This window comes from Streptomyces sp. NPDC093064, from assembly GCF_044754605.1.
Taxonomy (GTDB): Bacteria; Actinomycetota; Actinomycetes; order Streptomycetales; family Streptomycetaceae; genus Streptomyces.
Genome location: NZ_JBIVPK010000012.1, coordinates 63,205 through 82,975, shown reverse-complemented (window position 1 = coordinate 82,975; position 19,771 = coordinate 63,205). Strand labels below are relative to the sequence as shown.

The window sequence follows — 19,771 nt, the reverse complement described above, 5'->3', positions numbered from 1 at the left end:
TGTGATCACCCCGTGGAAAGGCCCTTCCCTCATGTCCGACCTGCTGCGCGCCCCCGCCGAGATCAAGTACGCCGAGGAGCTCGACTGGCTGGAGTCGATCGACGACAGTCCCAAGCCGTTCTCATGGCGCCTGTCCCCGAAGATGGTCCGCCTGTTCATCCTGGGCTCCGAGCGCTCCGACGGCCTGGACCGGGAGATCTCGCAGAAGTGGTTCGGCGACCGCAGCTTCGTCGAGCGTTCCATCGTCACCCTCGCCTCCGACCGCGGTCTGCTGCTCATCGGCGACCCCGGCACAGGGAAGAGCTGGCTGGCGGAGCTGCTGTCCGCCGCGATCAGCCGCAACTCCACGCTGGTGGTGCAGGGCACGGCGGGCACCACCGAGGACCACATCAAGTACTCGTGGAACGTGTCCATGGTCATCGCCAAGGGCCAGTCGCGGGAGTCGATGATCCCCTCCCCGATCATGACCGCGATGGAGGCCGGTGCCATCGGTCGCTTCGAGGAGCTGACCCGGTCCACGAGCGATGTCCAGGACGCGTTGATCTCGATCCTCTCCGAGAAGTACATCTCCGTTCCCGAGCTGGAGAGCGGCGGCAGCGACAACATCGTCTTCGCCAAGCCCGGTTTCTCGATCATCGCCACGGCCAACAGCCGCGACCGGGGCGTCAACGACCTGTCCTCCGCGCTCAAGCGCCGCTTCAACTTCGTCCGCATCCCGGTCGTGACGAACAAGAAGAGCGAGGCGGAGATCGTCCGCTTCCGCACCGAGGAACTCCTGCGCCGGCACTCGATCGACCTCGACGTGCCGCCGACCCTGCTCGACGTGCTCCTGCAGAGCTTCGCCGACCTGCGCGCGTCCGCCGCCGCGGCCGGCAGCGACGACGAGAAGCTGGAGTCGGCGCTGTCGACGGCCGAGCAGATCGGCGTGCTGGAGGACGCCGTCCTGCACAGCAACTTCTTCGGCGAACGCGCCCTGACCGCCCGCACTCTGGCCTCCTCGCTCGTCGGCTCCCTCACCCGCCGCGAGCCCGAGGACCTGGCCATCCTCAACAAGTACCTGCACGGTGTCGTCGAGCCGCGCAGCAAGGAGGAGGGCGGCTCCTGGCCCGAGTTCCTGGAGGGCGGCCGCGACGCGATCGCCACGCTGTCATGAGCGCGCCCCAGGAGAGCGGCACGTTCGCCGGGCTGCGCGGGCAACTGCAGGAGGCCGCCGCCACGTTCGCGGGCGGCCCCGACGCCCTGGAGGGCATCCTCCTCGGCATGGTCGACGACGTCGACCGGGCGGTGCGCGAGCCGCTGGAGATCTTCCCCGTCTGCCATCACTCGCCCGCCTCGGCGACCGCCATGGCCCGGCGGCTGCGCGAGAAGCAGCCCAAGGTGGTCTACCTGGAGCTGTGCGAGGACATGGCACCGCTGCTGACCGAGCTGCGCAACTGCCGCCTGCCGGTGGCGGTGCAGGCGTTCGCCGGTGACGTGGACGGCTTCCCCCGGGACTGGGCTCCGCTGTCGGTCGTCGCGCCGATCACCGAGGCGTCCGCCGAGTACCAGGCCATCGCGTACGCCCTGGACACCCCGGGTGTGGAGCTGGTCCTCGTGGACCGGTCCGCGGACCACGTCTTCCAGTGGGACACCGGCGGCGAGCAGGCGCGGGAGGCCGCCGCGGAGGACACCGATCCGCCGGCCGAGGCCGCGCTGCACGGCGAGGCCGTCGGCGTCGAACTCGGTGACCTCCGGCCGCGCTTCGCCGAGCTGGAAGAGCACCTGCTGCGCCACGGCAGGGTGCGGCACTGGTCTGAGTGGTGGCACCAGTACGTCGAGGTGCCGCTCGGCGACAGCGCCGCCGACCACGACACCTACCGCCAGGTGATGCTCCTCGTCGGCAGCCTGTTCCGGCGCCTCGCTCCGGGCGACGGCGCCCGGGTCCGCGTGGACGAGGACCGCGAACGGTACATGTGGACCCGGATGCGCGAGCATCTGACGGCAACCGGAACCGATCCGGCGGACTGCCTGTACGTGTGCGGGGCGTTCCACGCGGTCAGCCGTGTCGAGGAGTTCGGCGTGCACGGCAGCACCGACACGTTCACGATCTCCCCGCGCACCGCCACCACCTGGCAGTACGGGCTGATCCCGTCCAGCCATGCGGCGATCGAGGCGCAGTTCGGTCTTGCCGCCGGCTCGGTGTCGATCGCCTCGACGGAGTGGGTGAAGAGCCTGAAGCGCACCCGTGTGCAGCCGTACCGGCTGGCGGGCCAGGCGGGCACGAAGAAGTCCCCGGCGAAGAAGGCCCTTGCGAAGAAGGCCTCGGCGGCGAAGGCCCGGGGAAGCGAAGCCACCGCCCCGGCACCGGAGTCCGCCGCCGCGGACCGGCTGTCCGGGTTCCTGCGCAGGCCGCCCGTGCTCGACGGCCTGGACGAGGCCGAACTGCTCGGCTGGTCGGTGGACATCGTGCGCGCGGCCCGGCGCAACGGCTATCTCGCCTCCACCGCCGACGCCATCGCGGTGTTCGAGACGTCGGTCCTGCTCGCCGGGATGCGGGATCGGGCCAAGCCCACGCCGTACGACTTCCAGGACGCGGCGGTCACCTGTATCGAGAAGGACGCCGTGCCGGGGCGGCGGGACGTGCGGCGCCTCGTCGAGATCATGATGGGCGGCGACCGGATCGGCCAGGTCGGCTACGAGGCGCTGCCGCCGCTCGCCCGCGACGTGCACGACCGGCTGGCACCACTCGGAATGAAGCTCCAGCAGCGCGGCGTGCAACGGGCCCTGCTGGACATGGCCTCCCGGCCGGAACTCCAGACCTGCTCCGACGTCCTGTGGATGCTGCGGCGCCTGATGCCGCACGGCGCGGCCCGGCCGATCATGGGCGAGCGACGGCTCGGTGAGCGTTCGATCCAGGAGTCCTGGGACCTGGCGCTCGGCACCCATCAGCGGGCCCTCATCGAGCTCGGTTACGAGGGCGTCAGCATCGAGCAGGTCCTGGAGCAGCGGCTACGGCGCGACGCGTACGGCCCGCAGGCCACGACCGCGACCGTACTGGCCGCGGTTGAGGACGCGACCCTGTACCTGCGCAGCCGCCGCCTCGCCGACGAACTCGGCACGCACGCGCTGAAGGTACTCGCCACCGAGCGCAGCGTCGACGGAGCGCCGGAAGTGCTGCGCCGGGTGCGCGGGCTGCTGGCGTACAACCGCACCAGCGAGCCGGTGCTGCCGCAGTGGATCGAGTCGTTCGTCAAGACCGGCTACGCCCACTACTGCACGCTGCTGCCGGTGGCGTTCCGGGACGAGGAAGCGACGGTCGGGCAGGTCGCGGCGATGCTCGGCTTCCTGTTCAGCATGGAGAACCTCGCGCTGTCACTGGGCTGCGACCGGGCCCAGTTGGAGCTGGCGGTCGCCCAGTCGCATCCCGAGGAGCCGTCGAAGACAGCCTTGTTGTGGGCGGCGCAGGTGCAACTCGGCACGCTGTCCCGGGCCGAGCTGCGGGGCCGGTGCGACGCACTGCTGGACAATCCGCTGGTGGTGCCCGCCTATCCCCGTTACCTCAGCGGTTTCGTCCACGCGCTGGAGCCGGTGCCGGGGTTGGCGGACGTGGTCGTGGAGGCAGTGTCGAACGCGTTCGGGCGGCTGCCCGACGCGGTGCTGCTGCCATGGCTTCCGCTGCTCATCACCACCTTGCGGTCCGGCGCCGCGGAGCTGGCCCCGCTGCTGATCCGCGAGGCCGGGCGGATCTTCCCGGGCCGGCTGGCGGCCTTGGACGCCTGGATCCCACCGTGGCGGATGCCCCCGGTCCCACCCGCCACCCGCCGGACGCGGTCCGGAGGGCACGACCGCCGGGGCGCCGCACTGCTCCCGGCGCATCCGGCGACCTGCGACGCGGTGGCGGAGTTGCTGGGCTGCACACAGGGGTGGACGCCGGCCGACGTCCCGCCCCCGTCGGGTGTCGGGTTGCTGGCCGCGCATCCGGCGACGTGCGACGCGGTGGCGGACTTGCTGGGCTGTGACGGCGCGTGGACGGCGTCCGGCTCTGCGCCTTGGGGTGCCGCGCTGACGCGCCGGCATCCAGCCACGGCGAAGGCCTTGGAGTCCCTGCTCACGAGCACATGAGAGCGAGGGCTTACGGTGCCGGCCGAGTCCTGGGCCCACCAGGATCCGGCCGGCCAAGCGTGCCGGTCAGCGGGCGTCCGCGTTCCGACACACATTCGCACATGGTTGCGAGCGGACGGGGAGAAACGCCCTGGCCGGCCGGTGGATCAGGCAGCCCTGCGCTCCCTCCCCCGCGCGTGCTCGGCGATGCTCTCCGCGTACCGCCGCCCACTCCCCTTGATCGTGCGGACCTGAGTCTTCCAGTCCATGCCGGTACGCGGGACGCAGACGCGGACGGCAGAGCGGGGTGGGGCTCGTGGACGCGATGAACGTGGCCCTGGCCGCGGCCTTCCGGACGGTGGACCTGTTCACCTCGGACCGCCGCTTCCGCATGATGCGGCCACTCACCGGCCAGCCCGCGTTCCGGCTGCTCCCCGACGACCTCTGACGCCTTCCGGACCACCCTCAGCCCCGCCCACGCGGCGGAACATCCTCCCGAGGCCGGCGCGCAGTGAGCGACGGCGGCCAGTCTCCGTCACTCGAACGGCAGGTCCGTCCGTCCTGGCCGGTCGGCGGCAGGGCTGCCGGCCCGTCACTCCGCCGAGCGCGCCCCGCCCGGTGCTTCGCCCAAGCCGCTGAAGTCATCGATCGGGCAGTCCGCCGGGGTACGTTCGCCCGTCGTCGCGGTCGTGGCGGCCCGCTCGGCGAGGGCCTCCGGGTAGCCACCGCGCTCGGCCAGGAAGCGGACCCAGTCCGGGAAGAGGGCATGTGCCGACGCGGTGACGGGGTGGTCGGGCCTCCAGTCGTGGATCAAGGCGTACTGGGACTGCACCCGGTGCGGGGACGGCTGCAGTTCAGTACCCGGCAGAGCGCCCTCCAGCCATTCCTCGGCGAGGGCTGCCGCCCCCTCCGCGTCGGGGCGCCGGCCGCCGTTCCGCTCGGCGTACCACTCACCGAAGGCCTCCTCGGCCCACCGCGTCTCGACGTCCGCATACAGCGACTGGCGGAGCGGCAGCGCCTGACCGCGCTTGCGCAGGGCACGGTCCAGGTCGTACAGGCGGCGGCTGGCGCGATACCACTCGTCCAGCCGCTCGCGGTTCTCCGTGCCCCGCAGCATCTCCTCGCCGAGATCCAACTGGACGAGGCATTGCAGATCCGCCTGATCGGGTACGTACGGCGCGCAGTGTCCGGCCGTCTCGCCGACGGCCGACCGCCAGGCCGCAGCCGCCTGCGCGAAGTCTTCGTGGGAGCCGCCACCGGCCAGGCACGGGCCCTCGCAGGCATCGACGTCCCACAGATAGACATGGCGGTCGGCCCCACCGGGATAGGCGAACTCCGCCAGCACTCCCATCCGCGGCAGATGAGGATCCCGCAGCAGCCGAAGCTCGCCTGTGGCGGTCGGCTTGGGCAACAACCGCAACCACTCGGGCGGTTGCGTCGTCCTGCGGACCTGCTTCTGCACCCGGTTCATCGCACGGAGCGTCACCGCGCACAGGTCGGGCGTCCCGATCGACGCCATACCGTGCAGCAGCCGCCAGGGCGCCTCCCACGCGCCACCGGTCCCCTCCAGGCCGGCCCGGACCTGTTCGGCCGCTGCCTGCGCAAGCTGCTCGAACCAGGCACCGAACCACAGACCGCCGCCATCGCCGTGCACCCGCTCAAAGAGTTGGGCCCCCAGCAACGCAGCCGTCGCGTCCTCCAACTCACGTGGCCCGAAGGCCCCGAGCAGCACACCCGCCTCGTCCAGCACGCGAGCGCTCGACTCGGCGTACCAGTCGGCCTCCTGCTGGTCATGACCGAGGCCCTGAGCGACTGCGGCCAGAGCCGACCGTTGCTCAGGCAGGAGTGCGCCGCCGAACAGAGTCTGCTCCGCGCCGCGGGACACAGCGGCCCAGCCCGCACTACCCCTCTTCGAGTTCTTGGCCTTCTTCGACTTGCGTGGACGTGATACCGGCGACATGCACCGCACCCTACGGCGCCGCCCAAAAGGCCGCATACCTTGGGCCAGGGCCTCACACGAACCGAGCTGCGCTCGGACGACGTGGTCGATCAACGCGGGGGCGGTGTCGTCGCCGGAGACCTCGCCCCAGCGGCCGAAGGGCTTGTCGCTGGTGGGCGGCCCGCGGCGTAGTGGCTGCCGCGGGGATGACCGCGCCTCCTGGCTCCGCCGACCGGGTGGAGCCAGGCGATCGTCCAGGTGCAGCGTCCATGCTTGCGCATTCGTGTGGTGATGGGGGCGTTTTCCCGCTCCGCGCCGCGCCGAACCGGCGCCGGACGTGTCGGGTCGGTGGCGATTCCGCGTGCTGCGCGTGAACGTCGTCGCGCGGCGGGTGTTCTTCGCCACAGCGATGCGCAAAGCAGTGAGGTCGAGGTGTCACCATTTGCCCCGTGGATGTGCAGATTTGCGATGGCCTCGCCATTCAATTCACCGTCACATCAGCTCTGATCACGGAAAACACTACCCCCTCACAAGCTGCTTTAAGATCGTTAACGATCTGGTTCCCCCATGCCTGCATCCTGACTCCGAATGCTCTTGGCAATCGCGATCACAACCGGCTGCGCGGCCCGGGCGACAGCCACACGTGTGCAGAAAGGTGAACACCATGGCCCTCGGACTGCTCCGCCGTCGGCGTTCCCACAGCGCCTCCGGTGCCGCGCCGGGCCTTTCCATTCCCCTGCCGCCCGGCGCGGGCGCGTTCGGCTGCGAGGTCGTCGACCCCATGGGGCAGCCCATGGGCGGAGCCGAGGTCACGGTGACCGCGCTGGACAGCCACCGCGTCGTGACCCACGGCACCACCGATCCGTACGGCTTCTTCATGGCGGCGCTGCCACCGGGCTCCTACAGTGTGCGGACCGCGGCCGAAGGCCTGTCGCCCGCCCGCGAGACCGTCGAGATAGCCGCAGGCGTGGCCCCTGCCCCGGCGCGCATCACGCTGGAGCCCGCCCGTCAGCTGGAACTCCCGCCGCCCGGCACCTGGTTGTTCGACCCGCCGCACACCGCGATCCGGTTCATCGCCAAGCACGTGGGCATGGCCCATGTCCACGGCCGCTTCACCCGTTTCAACGGCGGCATCCGCGTCGCGCAGAACATGGCCGATTCCCAGGTCTCGGTGCGCATCGACGCCTCCAGCATCACCACGGGCAACAAGACCCGTGACAACCACCTGCGTTCCGCCGACTTCCTCGACGTCGCGCGCTACCCGTACATCGACTTCGTCAGCACCCGGTTCGTCTACCGCGGCGGCTCCAAGTGGACGCTGCACGGCACGCTCACCATGCACGGCACCAGCCGTTCCGTCGGCCTGGACACGACATACCTCGGGACGGTGAACGGCGGATACGAGCAGGAACTTCGCTGCGCAGCGCTGGCGAAGGCGGAGCTGCACCGCGAGGACTTCACCCTGAACTACCGCTCGATGCTGGCCCGCGGCATCGCGGTCGTCGGACCGACCGTCCAACTGGAGCTGGACGTACAGGCGATGTACCGCACCCCCGACACGCCCACACCGCCGGAGTAGGCGCGCCTTCGTACGCTCACGCAGCGTACGGGGCTTCCTCCTGGCGTGCGCCCCCCGCGCGCCCTCACGGTGGCCTCATGAACGTGACCACGCCCCACACATCCACCGCCGTCAGGACATTCGCGCAGCAACTGTCCTCCACCCGTCGCGGCGCACGGCTCGCCCGACTGCTCGCCGCGGCGGAGTTGCGGGCCTGGCAGGTGTCACCGTCCGTGGTCGAGCACGCGGAGCAGATCGTGGCGGAGCTCAGCGCCAACGCGGCGCTGCACGGCCCGGGTCCAGGGCCACGACTTCCGCCTGGCGCTCCGCCTGGACCTGGTGGCCGGCCTGCTACGGATCGAGGTGACTGACGCGCGTGGGGATCAGCTCCCCTCCGCCCGCACGGACTTCACCACGTCCCCGGACGCGGAATCAGGCCGCGGTCAGATCCTGGTCGCAGCCCTGGCGGACCGCTGGGCCACGGAGCCGTATCCGCCGGGCGGCAAAACGGTATGGGCTGAACTCAAGGCTCGATCCTCGTGAGCGGCTTCCGTCTCCGGCGTGGAGCGGCGCACTGCGCGTCGACACCGTGGCCGGCATGGGACGGGGTTCATGCCGATGCCGGCTCGCCTCACGGCGCGCTCAGGAGGGTTTCTCTCAGTTGGTCCGCGTTCATCGCCACCAGATGTGGCACGCGGTCGTTCCACTGTGCGGCCAGGTTGTCCAGGGTCCGCACGACGGATCGGCGTATCCGGCGGGCGGCAACGGTGAGGACGACCGCGGCGACCGGTCGCAGGAGTCGGCGGCCGCGTAGGGAGATGGTGACGTGGATTTGCCATCGGCCGTCGTCCGGGGACGGCCGGGGAACCGCTCGCATGTCCGCCCGGAACCAGGGGTGGTCGAGCCGGGCCGCGGCGGGGGCTGAAGGTGGGGTGCGGTCGGTGTCCGCGGCGGGCCACCAGTCGTCCAGCCGTACCCGGGCGCGGCCCGCCATACCGAACCGCGTGCACGCTGCCGCGCCGCCTCCCGCCCGGCCGCTGATCTCGACCAGGTTCGGGCGGTCGGGGCTCCTCAGTGCCGCGTCCAGTTCGACGTCCATTTCGGCCGGAACCAGGGCGAGTTCGAGGCGGACAGCGCGGCGGTGATCCCACTCCCTGACGGTGATCTGTACGGTCTCGCTCGCCTCGGCATCCATGCTGATCCCGGACCAGTCCGCGTTCGCATCCGCTTTCGCGTTCCCGTCCCCGTCTCCGTCGTCCCCGTCGTCGTCCTCGACCTCGATCTCGACGTCGACCTCCGTGAGGTAGACCGAGCCGGGTCGCAGGTGCCGCCCGTGGATCAGTCGGATGTCCGGGATCACCTGTCCATCGGGCAGTACGAGCCCTTGCTCATCCGCCTGGCTCTCCTCCGCCAGGGTGCGGATCACAGCCAGTGCGTCCACGAGCCATGCGTACGGGACCGGCTCGACGACCACCTTGTGTCTGACGGAAACCATGCTGACAGTCTGGCCAGTCGGGGCCGGTCTTCCATGGCGCGGCACGGCGGAACGGCGTCGGGCTGCTTGCCAGGCAACGGCAAGCAGCCCGAGCGGGCAATCGTGTCAGCCGTCGACGCGCAGGGCGCCCAGCAGCATCGGCAGGGAGGCGTGCAGTTCGCGCTGCCAGTAGGCCCAGCCGTGGGTCCCCGGTCCGTAGAAGTTGGTGGTGACGTGCTTGGCGCCGACGCGTTCGAGTTCGGCGGCCAGGGCGTGGTTCTGGCGGTTGAAGTCGGCCTCGAGCGCGCTCGTACTGCCCGGAGAGTCCAGGGGGCCGGTGGTGCCGTCACCGCACGACAGGTACACGGGGACCGACTTGAGCCGTTTGGCCAGGTAGAACGGGTCGTGCGCCTGCCAGATGCCGCGCTGGGCGGCCGGGTCGCCCCAGACCCGCAGCGGGTCGTCGCCCTGGCTGGCGAAGAAGCCCATGATGCGGTTCACCGACTCCTCGTTCAGCAGCGGGTGCGCCGAACCGGAGTACGCCGCGGTCGCCTTGAACATTCCGGGGTTCCGGGCGGCGTACAGCAGGGCGCCCTGGCCTCCCATCGACAGGCCGGCCACGACACGGTTGCCGCCGGCGGCCCAGTCGCGTTCCAGGAGCTGCCGCAGCTCCACGGTGTGGAAGGTCTCCCATGCGGGGTCGCCGCCCTGGCCGTGGTTCCACCAGTCGCTGTACCAGCCGTTCCAGCCGGCCTCCGGCATCACCACGAGCACGTTGCGCAGACTGTCGATCCGTGCGACGTTTGTGAGGGCGGTCCACGAGGTGTAGTCCCCGCAGCAACCGTGCAGCAGCCAGAGCGTCGGCCAGTGCTGCCGTCGGTCGCTCGGGTTCCAGCCGTCGGGAGTGAGGAGCCGGACCTTGACCGTCCGGCCGCCCAGGGCCGCCGAACGCACGGACAGGTCGACCTGACGGTCCGCGACCCGGGTGGCCGCGACGACCTCGGCGCCTCGCGACTTCGCGAAGGCGGGAACGGTGGCGTCAGCCACTCCTGTGGCAGCGGGTGAGGCGGCGTGCGCCGAGGCGATCGGCGCGGTCGGCGTGAGTGTGAGAAGCAGTGCGGAGAGGACGAGCAGGACTCGGGTTCGAAGGGTCATCGCGGCTCCCTGTGGTTGGTCGCGGCTCGAGCGTTCTTCGACCGGGCGGGGTCAACTCCTCTGGGGCGCACATGTCGCAGCAGCCTGATGCTGCCAGCCGCGCGGGCGACAAGAAAGCCCTGCCGTTCCTTGCGGATGGCAGGGCTCTCGCGTACCTGGGCCTTGGTCAGCTGCCGGTCTCCTCCGGAGGGAGGCGGCGCCGGCCGCGGCGGTCGGTCACGCCGGGATCGACTGCCCCTGGAACATCCGGGGTCCGGCCGTGCCGAAGTCCCCGACGGATCCGGGCAGGTCACTCGGGCCGGCCGGCAGCGGGTCGTGGCGGACGTGTTCGGCGGGCAGCCCGGCGCGGGTGAGCGCGGCCGTCACCGTCTGGACCATCACCGGCGGCCCGGCGAGCAGTGCGCGGCCGCCCGCCGCGGGGCGGCTCCGGGTCACCGCGCGGGCCAGACGGTCGTACACGCCCTCCCCCGGGGTCCCGCCCGTCACCGGAACCACGGTCAGCCACGGCCGGCTCCGTTCGACCTCGGTCAGGTACTCGGTGTCGTACAGGTCGGACAGCGCGTCGGCGCCCAGGAAGAGCCGTACCCGGCCCGGGCGGTGTTCGGACGCCGGGCGCAGGCGGCCTTCCAGTTCCCACAGCAGCGCCTTCACCGGGGCCCAGCCGGTGTCCCAGGCCACCAGCCGGAGTTCGCCCGTCTGCTCCTCGCCGAGTGCCAGGTTTCCCTTGGGGGACCGAGCCGTATCCGGTCCCCGACCGTGGTGTGGCGCACCAGGGCCTCACTCACGCCGCCGGGGCCGGTGCACCGGACATGGAACTCCAGCTCCCCGTCCCGGCCGGGCTCGCCCGCCAGGTAGTAGGGGCGCCAGGTGTGCGGCAGCCGCGCGGACTCCAGCGCGGTGTACTGCCCGGCCCGGTACCGGAAGGTCTCGTGCGGCCGTACCCGGAGCACCGCGAGATCCGGACCGCACAGCCGATGCGCCGTCACCGTGGCCTGCCAGCACGGCGGCTCGTGCAACGCCGCCTCCGCGCCCCGCACCATGGCCGTGACCCCGAAGCGCACCATCCGCACCCACGCCTGCTCGAGTTCCGCGGTCCAGTGTTCGCCGGCACGGATGCGCAGCGCCTCGCACAGCGCGGTTTCGAACGCCGCGTACTGCGCCGGACGCACCCCGAGCTTGCGGTGGTCGCGGCCCAGCTGGGTGAACGTCGCGGTGATCTGGTCGGGCCTGTCGAGGTGTTCGAGCAGGAACCAGAACGCCCTTGCCAGGTGGGCCTGCTGGAACGCCATCTCGGCGGGGAAGAGCGACCGCAGGGAGGGGTGCCGGGTGAACAGTGCCTGTTGAAGCGCTCTCCCCCGTGAACGGGGGGGAGATTCCGCCCTACCTTGCGGTGGGAGGTTTGACGCGACGAGCGCGCCTGGCGACTGCTCTTCCAGCAGCCGGGATCGCCACGAGGCCGATCCGATACAGGTGCAAGATGTTCCGGGCTGCGTTGTGGTCGGCGTTGCCCGACCAACCGCAGTCCGGGTTCCTGCACACGAACACGGCCTGGGACTCCCGACTGCCCGCAGTGGTGGAACTGCAGGCCGAGCAGCGCTGGGAGGTGCCGGGGGCGGGGACCTTGACCAGGGTGCCGCCGAACCGGGCGGTCTTGTACGTCAGCATCGTGACCGTACGGCCCCACGCCTCGGCGGCGATGGAGCGGTTCAGCCCGGTCTTCTGGGCGACGTGCTTCCCCGGCTCGTCGACGGTGCCCCGCGCCGACTTGACCATGTTCGTGATGGTGAGTGCCTCGACCACGACGGTGCCATAGGTGCGGGCGATGCCGGTGGTCGTCTCGTGCTGCCAGTTCGCTGCCCGTCGCTTGGCTTTCGCTCGGAGCTGGGCGGTCTGGTCATAAGTGCGGTGCAGGCGACGCGAGGTGCGCTCGCCTGCCTTGCGGTGCTTCCTTTGCCGGGCCGCGCGCTGCTCCAGGCGCAAAAGCTTGGTCTTGTCCTTCTCGGTCAGCCACTCGCCGTGCTCGAAGATGGTTCCGTCCGAAAGAGCGAGAGGGACGATGACGCCCACATCGATGCCGACCGCCGGCCCTTGGTGGGGCTCGGGCCTGGACTCCAGGGTCGTCACGCGGAAGGCGATGTGCCAGCCGAGAGCATCTTTGACCAGGCGGGCTCCGGTGATCCGGTTGACGGTGCCGGCGTGCTTGCCGACCGGGAGGTCCTTGGTCCAACGGAACCGGACTCGGCCGATCTTGGGCAGGTTGACCATGCCCCACCGGCGGTGCACGCGCTTGACGTTCAAATCCCTTCCCTGCGGGATGTCCACCGCCATGACGGACCGGAAGCGACCCTTGAAGTTCGGGGCATCCGCCCGCCCGTCCCAGCAGTTCTTCCACGCCTGAAAGTACGTCTTCAGTACCGCCTGCGCGGCCTGCGCGGGCAGGACGGCAAGGAAGTCCAGGTCCTTGCGGGCCTGGCGTATCGCCGCGTCCGCGTCGGCAAGGGTCCGCTTGCCCTTCGGCATCATCTGCCACCAGGCGTGCAGCAGGTTCCACAGTGTGCGGGCCGCGTGCGCCTGGGCATCAGCTGTCGACACCCCTGCAGGCGACAGCGCAAGCCGGGCACGATGCCCGAACTGCCTCTTAACCAGCGTGCCTTGGCTCACGAACGCAACCGTACCATTTGGCTTATGTCACCACGATGGAATCCGAATCCCGAAGTCCGCACCGGACGTCACGTCATCCACAACCTGCATGTCCACTTGGTCTTCGTCACGAAATACCGGCGGGACGCTTTCACCGATGCCATGCTCAACAGGTGCGAGGAGATCATGCGGGAGGTGTGCGAGGACTTCGAGGCGGAGCTGAAGCAGTTCAACGGCGAACACGATCACGTACACCTGCTGGTCCACTACCCGCCGAAAGTCCAGCTCTCCAAACTGGTCAACTCCCTCAAGGGCGTCTCCGCCCGGCTGCTGCGCAAGGAATACGACACGCACGTCCGCCGGTACCTCTGGGGCGGGCACTTCTGGTCCGGCTCCTACTTCGCCGGATCGTGCGGAGGAGCGCCGCTCACCATCGTGCGCCAGTACATCGAGAATCAGCAACGCCCCGTGAGCTGAGGCCGACAGTGCAGACCCCTGCCAACGGTGCAAGTCAGAGCAGTCCTGAGATGCACTTCACCACCGCCCTGAAGGACGGCGCACTGCGCAAGATCAAAGGTAGAGGTGGGCGATCAGCTCTTCGAACGGGGCCACCAGGTCCAGGTCGCGCATGATGGTCTGCTGGTCGGCGGACCCGTCGTACGGCTGCCCGGCCGGGTCGCGGAGGCCGCTGGCACTGCCACCGTCCGCGCCCGGGAAGCCTCCGGAGGAGAGCATCTGCCGGCGCAGTCGCATCGCGTCGTGCCGGGCGAGGAGTGCGTGGTACGTCCCGTCTTCCGCGCTCGTGATCAGCGTCCCCTCCGCGCCTCGCGCCCGACGGCGGTCAGCCACGTGGCGTCCGGTCCAGCGGCGCCCGGGGCGACGGCCGGGGCCGGAGCGCACCGGACTCCCGGGTGGTCCGGTGCGCTGCCCGGGAGCTGGCGGATGAGTCGAGGCATGGGTGGGCTCCTGAAGAGACGTGTGAGGAACGGTGGGGGACACGACGGGAACAAGGGACGATCCGTCCGCTGAAACCGCAGGCCAGTATGGCATTAGGGGCAAATGCCCCAACGTCCCTGGGTCCGGGGGCCGTTGGGCCCTGGATAGAGCCGACGCCGCGCTCTCCGGACTCAGGTCTCCCTCTCCGGCATGTAGTCGGCCTCCTCCAGGCCGAAGGTCCAGGCGACCCCCTGTCGGGCGGTCCGGGTGCTCGGCGGCACCCGAAGCCAGTACGTACGGTGGGTTCCGTCGGGTTCCGGGGTGGAGTTGACCACCTCGACCATCACCAGCGGCTCGTCTCCCTCCAGTTCGATGCGCCACAGCACACCTGCCTGGTCGCGTTGTACCGGTTCGGCGCCGGAATCCTCCAGGTAGCGCTCGTAGCCGTAGTGCTCCAGCATCACGCGGCGCAGCTCGGCGTTCTCCTCCTCGCGAATGCGTCGCGGGGTCAGCCCGGCGAGTCCGGCGAGGAATTCGGCGGGGACCGGCATTCCGCGCCAGGCATGCAGCGCGAACCCGTCGGGGAAGGCGAGCGCCGGTCCGTCCCCGCGGTCGAGCCGGCCTGCCTCGTCCCGGTGCAGCTCCACAGGGCGTTCGCAGACGACCGCGGTCCTCTCGTACGGCCACCACCAGCCCGCGGCGCGGGCGACCGCGGCGATCCCGTCGAGCGCCTCCCCGCCGTCCTGGCCGTCGAAGGCCGACAGCCAGGCCGCGTCGTGCTGACCGAGGACCGCGTCGAGCAGGACGAGCCGGACGGCCTGCTCGCCCCCCGCCGCAGCGGTCGGTGCCTCGACCACGCCGGTGCGTATGCGTTCGGTCAACGCGACCGTGCCGTACCACAGTTGGGCGCCCGTCAGGGCCCAGTGCGCGGCCCAGCCGGCCGGTCCGAGCCGGTCGAGGACACGCTCGCGCGCGGCTGCCCAGGGCCGGGTACGCACCGCGTCGCGGACACTGCGGCCGGCCGTGCCCTGCGCCGTGAGCCGCGCGGCCACGGCCACGCCCTCGCTGGGCGAGCCCGCCCAGACGATGTGCTCCGGCTCCGGCAGACCCGCCAGCCGGTAGGCCAGGCGCACGCCCTCCTCGGCCGCCGGGCGGTCGGCCGGGTCGGTCGCCGCCGCCACCTCACGCCACATCGCCGTCGTGTCCGCCTGCGCGGTCTCGTACGGATTCTCGTGCGCGGTCTCGTAGGCGGTCTCGTGCGGGGTCTCATGCACGGTTTTCATGGGGGTCGTCATCGTTCCGCTCTTCGCTGTCCCAGTCCGGCTGTCCCAGTGTGCCGTTGCCATCCGGCTGTCTTGAAGTCCGCTGTCTCAGTCCGCCACGACGCGCACCGCGCCGGGCGCGTACTCACGCTGCCGCACCACGCGGTACCAGCCCTTGGGGAGCGGTATCGCCGCGTGTTCCTCGTGCACCACCCGCCCGCCGTCCGGGAGATGGAGGTACGACGCTCCGAACGGCCCCGCCTCGCGGACCAGCGTCCCGGGTCCGATCACCGCGTGAGCGTGTCCCGTGACCTCGCCGAGAGCCAGCACGAGCCTCCCCCGCGCGTCCCGCGGCTGGTGCGGCAGCCGGTCCGTGCCCGGCGGCACGGCCGCCTCCGCCACGGGCACGATCAGGACATCCCCCTGCCGGTACATACGTGTCTCCCTTCCCCGTCGGCACCTCACCGACCGATGTCCACGACGCTACGCGGGGGGTCTGACAACGCCCCGGACCATCCACTGCACCCCGGACGCACCCAGCCCGTCACGTCGATGTCAGAGCCGCTTGGTACAACTTTTCGCGAGCAACGCAATGCGTCAGAGCCCCAGGAGGCCAGCGGCATGTCCCACGTCGAGCATCTGAAGGAACTGCACGGCCTCCCGGCCTTCGACTTCGCACGCTTCGCGGGGAAGCGGGAGCTTCCAGAGGCGGGCGCCGCGGCCTGGTGGCTGGCCATCGAGCCCTACGGGGACTCCCCGCAGGACTTCGGCGACCTGTGGGACCGCTTCCTCGACTCCGTCGATCCCGCCGGGGTGCGCGCCATCATCGTGGGTCAGTGGGGTGAGCCGTACGACAACGACTCCAGCGGCATCGTGCGGCGTCTCGTAGAGGCCCGTGACCGGCTGACCTCGCTCCGGGCCGTGTTCATCGGGGACCTGGAGATGGAGGAGGCGGAGATCTCCTGGATCGAGCAGTCCGATGTCACTCCGGTCCTCGAGGCGTATCCGCTGCTGGAGGAGTTCGGGATCCGCGGCGGCACCGGGCTGCGCTTCCCGGCGGTCCGGCACGAGCACCTACGCACGCTCCGCTTCGAGGCCGGCGGCCTGCCCGGCGAGGTCGTGCGCGGTGTCGCCGCCAGCGAGCTTCCCGCGCTGGAGCACCTCGACCTGTGGCTCGGCGTGGAGGAGTACGGCGGTGACGCGGGGGTCGCCGACCTCGCCCCGATCCTGGCCGAGGGACGCTTCCCGGCGCTGCGCCATCTCGGCCTGCGCAACAGCGAGATCCAGGACGAGGTCGCCACCGCCGTCGCCGGGGCCCCCGTCGTCGCCCAGTTGACGTCGCTCGACCTGTCGCTCGGCGTGCTCACCGACGAGGGCGCGACGGCGCTGCTCGGCGGTCAGCCGCTCACCCACCTGACCCGGCTCGACCTCCACCACAACTTCCTGAGCGAGCCGGTGGTCGAGCGGATCCGTACGGCGCTGGAGCCGTCCGGCGTCGAGACCGACCTGTCGGAGCGCGGCGAGGTGTGGGAGGACGACGGCGTCGTCCACCGTTTCACCGCGGTCGCGGAATGAGGCCGCCATGACCATCTTCGATCACCTCGAGACCTTCCACGGGCTGCCGGTCTTCACCCTGCCGGAGCCCGGCGAGGAGGCGCTGCCGGCCGCGGGCGACGTGGCCTGGCGGCTGGACTGCTACGCGGCCGGGGACGTTCCGTTCGCGGAGCTGTGGCGAAGCTTCACCGACCGGGTGCCGAGCGCTCAGGTGCGGGCTCTCGTCATCGGGCCCTGGTGGGACGACGAGTACACCGAGTTGCGTCCGGCGCTGGAGCTGATCGTGGCCGACGCGGAGCGCTTCCCCGCGCTGCGCGCCCTGTTCCTCGCCGATGTCACCGGCGAGGAGTGCGAGATCTCCTGGCTCCAGCTCACGGATATCACCCCCGTCCTGAAGCACTTTCCGCTGCTTGAGGAGTTGGGCGTCCGCGGCGGCGACTCGCAGGGCCTCGGCGAGGAACCGCTGTCGCTGCGCCCAGTGCGCCACGACGCGCTGCGTGTGCTGCGCTTCGAGTCGGGCGGCCTGCCCGGCCAGGTGGTGCGCTCGGTCGGCGCTTGCGAACTGCCCGCGCTGGAGCGTCTGGAATTGTGGCTCGGCGTGTCCCACTACGGCGGCGACGCGACGGTGGCCGACCTCGCGCCGCTCCTCGTCCAGGGGCGCTTCCCGGCGCTGCGCCATCTCGGTGTGCAGAACAGCGAGGTGCAGGACGAGATCGCGGCGGCCCTCGCCCCGGCGCCGGTCGTGGCGCAACTGGAGTCGCTGAGCCTGTCCATGGGCACGCTCACCGACACCGGTGCCGAAGCGCTGCTCCTCGGCCGGCCGCTGGCCCAACTCAAGCGGCTGGACCTGCGCCACCACTTCCTGAGCGAGCCCATGGCCGACCGGATCCGTACGGCCTTCGACGCCACCGGGACCGAGGTGGACCTGTCGGATCACCGGACTCCGGACAGCTGGGGGGACCAGGAGTGGCGCTATGTCGCGGTCTCCGAGTAGCGCGGCGACCACCACCGGCCTTCGGTTCGCCGTCGTCGGCAATCCCGAGAACCGGCGGACGACGATGTTCGCCGATGCCGTTCACGCGGCCGGTCACCCGGCACCCCGCGTGCTGGCGTGGCGGGACGTGCTGCGCGGACGGTACGCCTTCACGCCGGGCGAGTTGGTACGGATCGACTCCCCCGGCGAGAACGCCGAGGTCGACCGGTTGCTGCGGGACACCGACGACCCCACCCGGGTAGAGGGAACGGCTCTGTGGCACCGCCGTTTCACCGCCGCGGTCCGGGACGTGACCGCCGCGGCACGGCGAGCGGGCGCGGCGACGACCGCCGACCCGGAGGACGTCGCGGTCATGTTCGACAAGCGGCTCTGCCACGCCCGGCTCGCCGCCGCGGGCGTCCCGGTCCCGCCGGCCCTGGCGGGTCCGATCGGCGGCTGGTCCGGGCGGGACGGGCTCCGGGAGCAGCTGAAGGCGGCCCGTATCTCACGGGCGTTCGTGAAGCCGGCGCACGGGTCGTCGGCCTCCGGTGTCGTGGCGCTGACGGTGGCGGGACCTGGCCGGGTCAGGGCGACGACCTCCGTGGAGACCACCGCCGACGGCTGCCTCCACAACTCCCTCCGGGTGCGCCACTACACCTCGGAGACCGAGGTCGCCGCCCTCGTCGACGCCTTGGTCCCGGACGGGATCCACGTCGAGCGGTGGCTGCCGAAGGCCTCTCAGGGCGGCCGGGCCGCCGACCTGCGGGTGGTCGTGGTGGCAGGACGCGCCACCCATGCCGTGGTGCGGACCAGCCGGCACCCCATGACGAATCTGCACCTCGGTGGCGCCCGCGGCGATCTGGACGCGGCACGCGCGGCGATCCGGGCCGCGGGTGGCGACTTCACCGATGTACTGAAGGTGGCCGAGCGGGCGGCCGCGTGCTTCCCGGGCACCCTGTGCGTCGGCGTGGACATCCTGCCGGCGACGGGGTGGCGCCGCTTCACGGTCGGCGAGGTGAACGCCTTCGGGGACTTGCTGCCCCGCCTCACCGGCCTGCCGGGCAGCGGCGCGGAGGGCCTGGACACGTACGCCGCACAGGTCGCGGCGGCCCCAACGTTCGTGCAGGCCGCCGCACCAGCCGTCGTGCAGGACGACGCACCCACCGCCGCACCAGCCGCCCAACAGAACACCGCACGCACCCCGACACCAGCCGCCGCACCAGCCTCCGTGCAGGACGCCACACGAACCCCGGCACCAGCCCCCGCACCGGCCGCCGCCGCCCCCGCTGCCGCCGCACCAGCCACCGTGCAGAACGCCGCACGAGCCGCCGCCCCGGCCGCCGTCCGGCGAGCAGAACGCAAGGAGCACCACCATGACACCACCGCTTGACATGAACGACGTCGTGGGAAGCCACGACCTCCTGTTCGTCACGCTCGACACACTCCGCTACGACGTGGCGCGGGAGCTGGCGGCGGACGGACGCATCCCGAACCTGGCCCGGCATCTGCCCGGCGGCACCTGGGAGCGCCGGCACGCCTCCGGCAGTTTCACGTACGCCTCCCACCAGGCGATGTTCGCGGGTTTCCTGCCGACACCGGCCGCGCCGGGCCCGCATCCTCGGCTCTTCGCCGCCCGTTTCGCGGGCAGTGAGACCACCGCGGACGGCACCTTCGTCTACGACACTCCCGACCTGGTCTCGGGTCTGGCCGCCGTGGGCTACCGCACCGTGTGCATCGGCGGCGTCGGCTTCTTCAACAAGCAGGGACCACTGGGCTCCGTACTACCGGGGATGTTCCAGGAGAGCCACTGGGAGCCCGAGTTCGGGGTGGCCTCCCCCACGTCCTTCGAGGCACAGGTGGCCTGTGCGGAGAAGGTCGTCGCCGGGCTCCCCCAGGACCAGCGCCTGTTCCTGTTCCTGAACGTGTCGGCCCTGCACCAGCCCAACTGGTTCCACCTCCCCGGGGCCACCCGCGAGGCGGGCGACACGCGGGCCACCCACGCCGCGGCGCTGGAGTACGTGGACCGGCACATGGGACGGCTCCTGGCCGCCGTCGCCGGCCGCCGTCCGTGCTTCGCCGTCGTGTGCTCCGACCACGGCACGGCGTACGGCGAGGACGGCTACAGCGGCCACCGCATCGGCCATGACGTCGTCTGGACCGTGCCCTACGCCCACTTCTTCGTCGACGGGGCCCGATGACC

At 71.1% G+C, this 19,771-nt stretch carries 18 protein-coding genes and 2 pseudogenes; 11 read left to right on the top strand and 9 right to left on the bottom strand.

The annotated features are described in order from the left end of the window. The first annotated feature begins 31 nt into the window (after positions 1 to 31). From ACIQFZ_RS16940 to ACIQFZ_RS16930, 3 genes are all read left to right on the top strand, one after another. Positions 32 to 1,153, top strand: a complete 1,122-nt coding sequence (locus ACIQFZ_RS16940; protein ID WP_365416830.1) for an AAA family ATPase — start codon at positions 32 to 34, stop codon at positions 1,151 to 1,153. Continuing rightward, positions 1,150 to 4,101 carry a hypothetical protein gene (locus ACIQFZ_RS16935; RefSeq protein ID WP_402691542.1) on the top strand — a complete coding sequence of 984 codons (2,952 nt, stop codon included), beginning with the start codon at positions 1,150 to 1,152 and terminating at the stop codon, positions 4,099 to 4,101. Before ACIQFZ_RS16940 ends, ACIQFZ_RS16935 begins: the two co-directional genes overlap by 4 nt. A gap of 295 nt (positions 4,102 to 4,396) precedes the next feature. Next, positions 4,397 to 4,528 (top strand): hypothetical protein, encoded by a 132-nt coding sequence (locus tag ACIQFZ_RS16930; RefSeq protein ID WP_402691541.1) that lies wholly within the window; start codon positions 4,397 to 4,399, stop codon positions 4,526 to 4,528. 144 nt (positions 4,529 to 4,672) lie between these two features. Here ACIQFZ_RS16930 and ACIQFZ_RS16925 read toward each other — a convergent pair whose 3' ends face one another. Continuing rightward, entirely contained in the window at positions 4,673 to 6,040 is a 1,368-nt protein-coding gene (locus tag ACIQFZ_RS16925) for a hypothetical protein (RefSeq protein WP_402691540.1), read from the bottom strand. A gap of 428 nt (positions 6,041 to 6,468) precedes the next feature. Here ACIQFZ_RS16925 and ACIQFZ_RS16920 point away from each other — a divergent pair, with 428 nt between their 5' ends. The 3 genes and pseudogenes from ACIQFZ_RS16920 (at position 6,469) to ACIQFZ_RS16910 (ending at position 8,120) form a co-directional block, all read left to right on the top strand. Next, complete coding sequence (locus ACIQFZ_RS16920) at positions 6,469 to 6,678, top strand: hypothetical protein (protein ID WP_402691539.1); 210 nt, start codon at positions 6,469 to 6,471, stop codon at positions 6,676 to 6,678. Positions 6,679 to 6,683: 5 nt separating this feature from the next. Next, positions 6,684 to 7,598, top strand: coding sequence for a YceI family protein (locus tag ACIQFZ_RS16915; RefSeq protein WP_365416822.1), 915 nt, complete (start codon positions 6,684 to 6,686; stop codon positions 7,596 to 7,598). Positions 7,599 to 7,675: 77 nt separating this feature from the next. After that, positions 7,676 to 8,120, top strand: a pseudogene (locus ACIQFZ_RS16910) (ATP-binding protein). An 88-nt stretch (positions 8,121 to 8,208) separates the two neighbouring features. On the opposite strand, the gene ACIQFZ_RS16905 reads toward ACIQFZ_RS16910, so the two are convergent. The 5 genes from ACIQFZ_RS16905 to ACIQFZ_RS16885 all read right to left on the bottom strand — a co-directional run bounded on the left by ACIQFZ_RS16905 (position 8,209) and on the right by ACIQFZ_RS16885 (position 12,798). Further along, positions 8,209 to 9,072 carry a hypothetical protein gene (locus ACIQFZ_RS16905; protein WP_402691538.1) on the bottom strand — a complete coding sequence of 288 codons (864 nt, stop codon included), beginning with the start codon at positions 9,070 to 9,072 and terminating at the stop codon, positions 8,209 to 8,211. Between the two features lie 105 nt (positions 9,073 to 9,177). Further along, positions 9,178 to 10,206, bottom strand: coding sequence for an alpha/beta hydrolase (locus ACIQFZ_RS16900; RefSeq protein ID WP_402691537.1), 1,029 nt, complete (start codon positions 10,204 to 10,206; stop codon positions 9,178 to 9,180). A gap of 216 nt (positions 10,207 to 10,422) precedes the next feature. Continuing rightward, positions 10,423 to 10,884, bottom strand: a complete 462-nt coding sequence (locus ACIQFZ_RS16895; RefSeq protein ID WP_383056806.1) for a hypothetical protein — start codon at positions 10,882 to 10,884, stop codon at positions 10,423 to 10,425. Next, positions 10,854 to 11,495, bottom strand: a complete 642-nt coding sequence (locus tag ACIQFZ_RS16890; RefSeq protein ID WP_383056804.1) for a globin domain-containing protein — start codon at positions 11,493 to 11,495, stop codon at positions 10,854 to 10,856. The genes ACIQFZ_RS16895 and ACIQFZ_RS16890 overlap by 31 nt, the downstream gene beginning before the upstream one ends. Before the next feature lie 91 nt (positions 11,496 to 11,586). Beyond that, on the bottom strand, positions 11,587 to 12,798 hold the full coding sequence (locus ACIQFZ_RS16885; protein WP_402691536.1) for an RNA-guided endonuclease InsQ/TnpB family protein: 1,212 nt from the start codon (positions 12,796 to 12,798) through the stop codon (positions 11,587 to 11,589). Positions 12,799 to 12,891: 93 nt separating this feature from the next. Here ACIQFZ_RS16885 and tnpA point away from each other — a divergent pair, with 93 nt between their 5' ends. Beyond that, positions 12,892 to 13,323 (top strand): IS200/IS605 family transposase, encoded by a 432-nt coding sequence (gene tnpA / locus ACIQFZ_RS16880; RefSeq protein ID WP_383056801.1) that lies wholly within the window; start codon positions 12,892 to 12,894, stop codon positions 13,321 to 13,323. 99 nt (positions 13,324 to 13,422) lie between these two features. Here tnpA and ACIQFZ_RS16875 read toward each other — a convergent pair. The 3 genes and pseudogenes from ACIQFZ_RS16875 to ACIQFZ_RS16865 form a co-directional block, all read right to left on the bottom strand. Then, positions 13,423 to 13,695, bottom strand: a pseudogene (locus tag ACIQFZ_RS16875) (flavohemoprotein); the annotation flags it as partial. A 278-nt stretch (positions 13,696 to 13,973) separates the two neighbouring features. Then, on the bottom strand, positions 13,974 to 14,975 hold the full coding sequence (locus ACIQFZ_RS16870) for a DUF6745 domain-containing protein (protein WP_402691607.1): 1,002 nt from the start codon (positions 14,973 to 14,975) through the stop codon (positions 13,974 to 13,976). A gap of 177 nt (positions 14,976 to 15,152) precedes the next feature. Further along, entirely contained in the window at positions 15,153 to 15,479 is a 327-nt protein-coding gene (locus tag ACIQFZ_RS16865) for a hypothetical protein (protein ID WP_141356511.1), read from the bottom strand. Between the two features lie 186 nt (positions 15,480 to 15,665). Here ACIQFZ_RS16865 and ACIQFZ_RS16860 point away from each other — a divergent pair, with 186 nt between their 5' ends. From ACIQFZ_RS16860 to ACIQFZ_RS16845, 4 genes are read left to right on the top strand one after another with little or no spacing between them, the layout of a single operon-like run. Next, on the top strand, positions 15,666 to 16,619 hold the full coding sequence (locus tag ACIQFZ_RS16860) for an STM4015 family protein (protein WP_402691535.1): 954 nt from the start codon (positions 15,666 to 15,668) through the stop codon (positions 16,617 to 16,619). 7 nt (positions 16,620 to 16,626) lie between these two features. Then, positions 16,627 to 17,592: an STM4015 family protein gene (locus ACIQFZ_RS16855; RefSeq protein WP_402691534.1), complete on the top strand. Its 966-nt coding sequence runs from the start codon at positions 16,627 to 16,629 to the stop codon at positions 17,590 to 17,592. Continuing rightward, positions 17,573 to 18,961: an STM4014 family protein gene (locus ACIQFZ_RS16850; protein ID WP_402691533.1), complete on the top strand. Its 1,389-nt coding sequence runs from the start codon at positions 17,573 to 17,575 to the stop codon at positions 18,959 to 18,961. Before ACIQFZ_RS16855 ends, ACIQFZ_RS16850 begins: the two co-directional genes overlap by 20 nt. A 1-nt stretch (position 18,962) precedes the next feature. Beyond that, a complete protein-coding gene (locus tag ACIQFZ_RS16845; RefSeq protein WP_402691606.1) occupies positions 18,963 to 19,769 on the top strand; it encodes an STM4013/SEN3800 family hydrolase in 807 nt (268 codons plus the stop codon). Positions 19,770 to 19,771 lie beyond the last annotated feature (2 nt).

Bases quoted from the DNA above. Each gene is read 5' to 3' on its own strand.
- ACIQFZ_RS16855 (WP_402691534.1), top strand. From the start codon at position 16,627: ATGACCATCTTCGATCACCTCGAGACCTTCCACGGGCTGCCGGTCTTC.
- ACIQFZ_RS16900 (WP_402691537.1), bottom strand. From the start codon at position 10,206: ATGACCCTTCGAACCCGAGTCCTGCTCGTCCTCTCCGCACTGCTTCTC.
- ACIQFZ_RS16870 (WP_402691607.1), bottom strand. From the start codon at position 14,975: ATGTGGCGTGAGGTGGCGGCGGCGACCGACCCGGCCGACCGCCCGGCG.
- ACIQFZ_RS16905 (WP_402691538.1), bottom strand. From the start codon at position 9,072: ATGGTTTCCGTCAGACACAAGGTGGTCGTCGAGCCGGTCCCGTACGCA.
- ACIQFZ_RS16915 (WP_365416822.1), top strand. From the start codon at position 6,684: ATGGCCCTCGGACTGCTCCGCCGTCGGCGTTCCCACAGCGCCTCCGGT.
- ACIQFZ_RS16940 (WP_365416830.1), top strand. From the start codon at position 32: ATGTCCGACCTGCTGCGCGCCCCCGCCGAGATCAAGTACGCCGAGGAG.
- ACIQFZ_RS16860 (WP_402691535.1), top strand. From the start codon at position 15,666: ATGTCCCACGTCGAGCATCTGAAGGAACTGCACGGCCTCCCGGCCTTC.
- ACIQFZ_RS16865 (WP_141356511.1), bottom strand. From the start codon at position 15,479: ATGTACCGGCAGGGGGATGTCCTGATCGTGCCCGTGGCGGAGGCGGCC.
- ACIQFZ_RS16850 (WP_402691533.1), top strand. From the start codon at position 17,573: ATGTCGCGGTCTCCGAGTAGCGCGGCGACCACCACCGGCCTTCGGTTC.
- ACIQFZ_RS16890 (WP_383056804.1), bottom strand. From the start codon at position 11,495: ATGGCGTTCCAGCAGGCCCACCTGGCAAGGGCGTTCTGGTTCCTGCTC.
- ACIQFZ_RS16845 (WP_402691606.1), top strand. From the start codon at position 18,963: ATGAACGACGTCGTGGGAAGCCACGACCTCCTGTTCGTCACGCTCGAC.
- ACIQFZ_RS16935 (WP_402691542.1), top strand. From the start codon at position 1,150: ATGAGCGCGCCCCAGGAGAGCGGCACGTTCGCCGGGCTGCGCGGGCAA.
- tnpA (WP_383056801.1), top strand. From the start codon at position 12,892: ATGTCACCACGATGGAATCCGAATCCCGAAGTCCGCACCGGACGTCAC.
- ACIQFZ_RS16925 (WP_402691540.1), bottom strand. From the start codon at position 6,040: ATGTCGCCGGTATCACGTCCACGCAAGTCGAAGAAGGCCAAGAACTCG.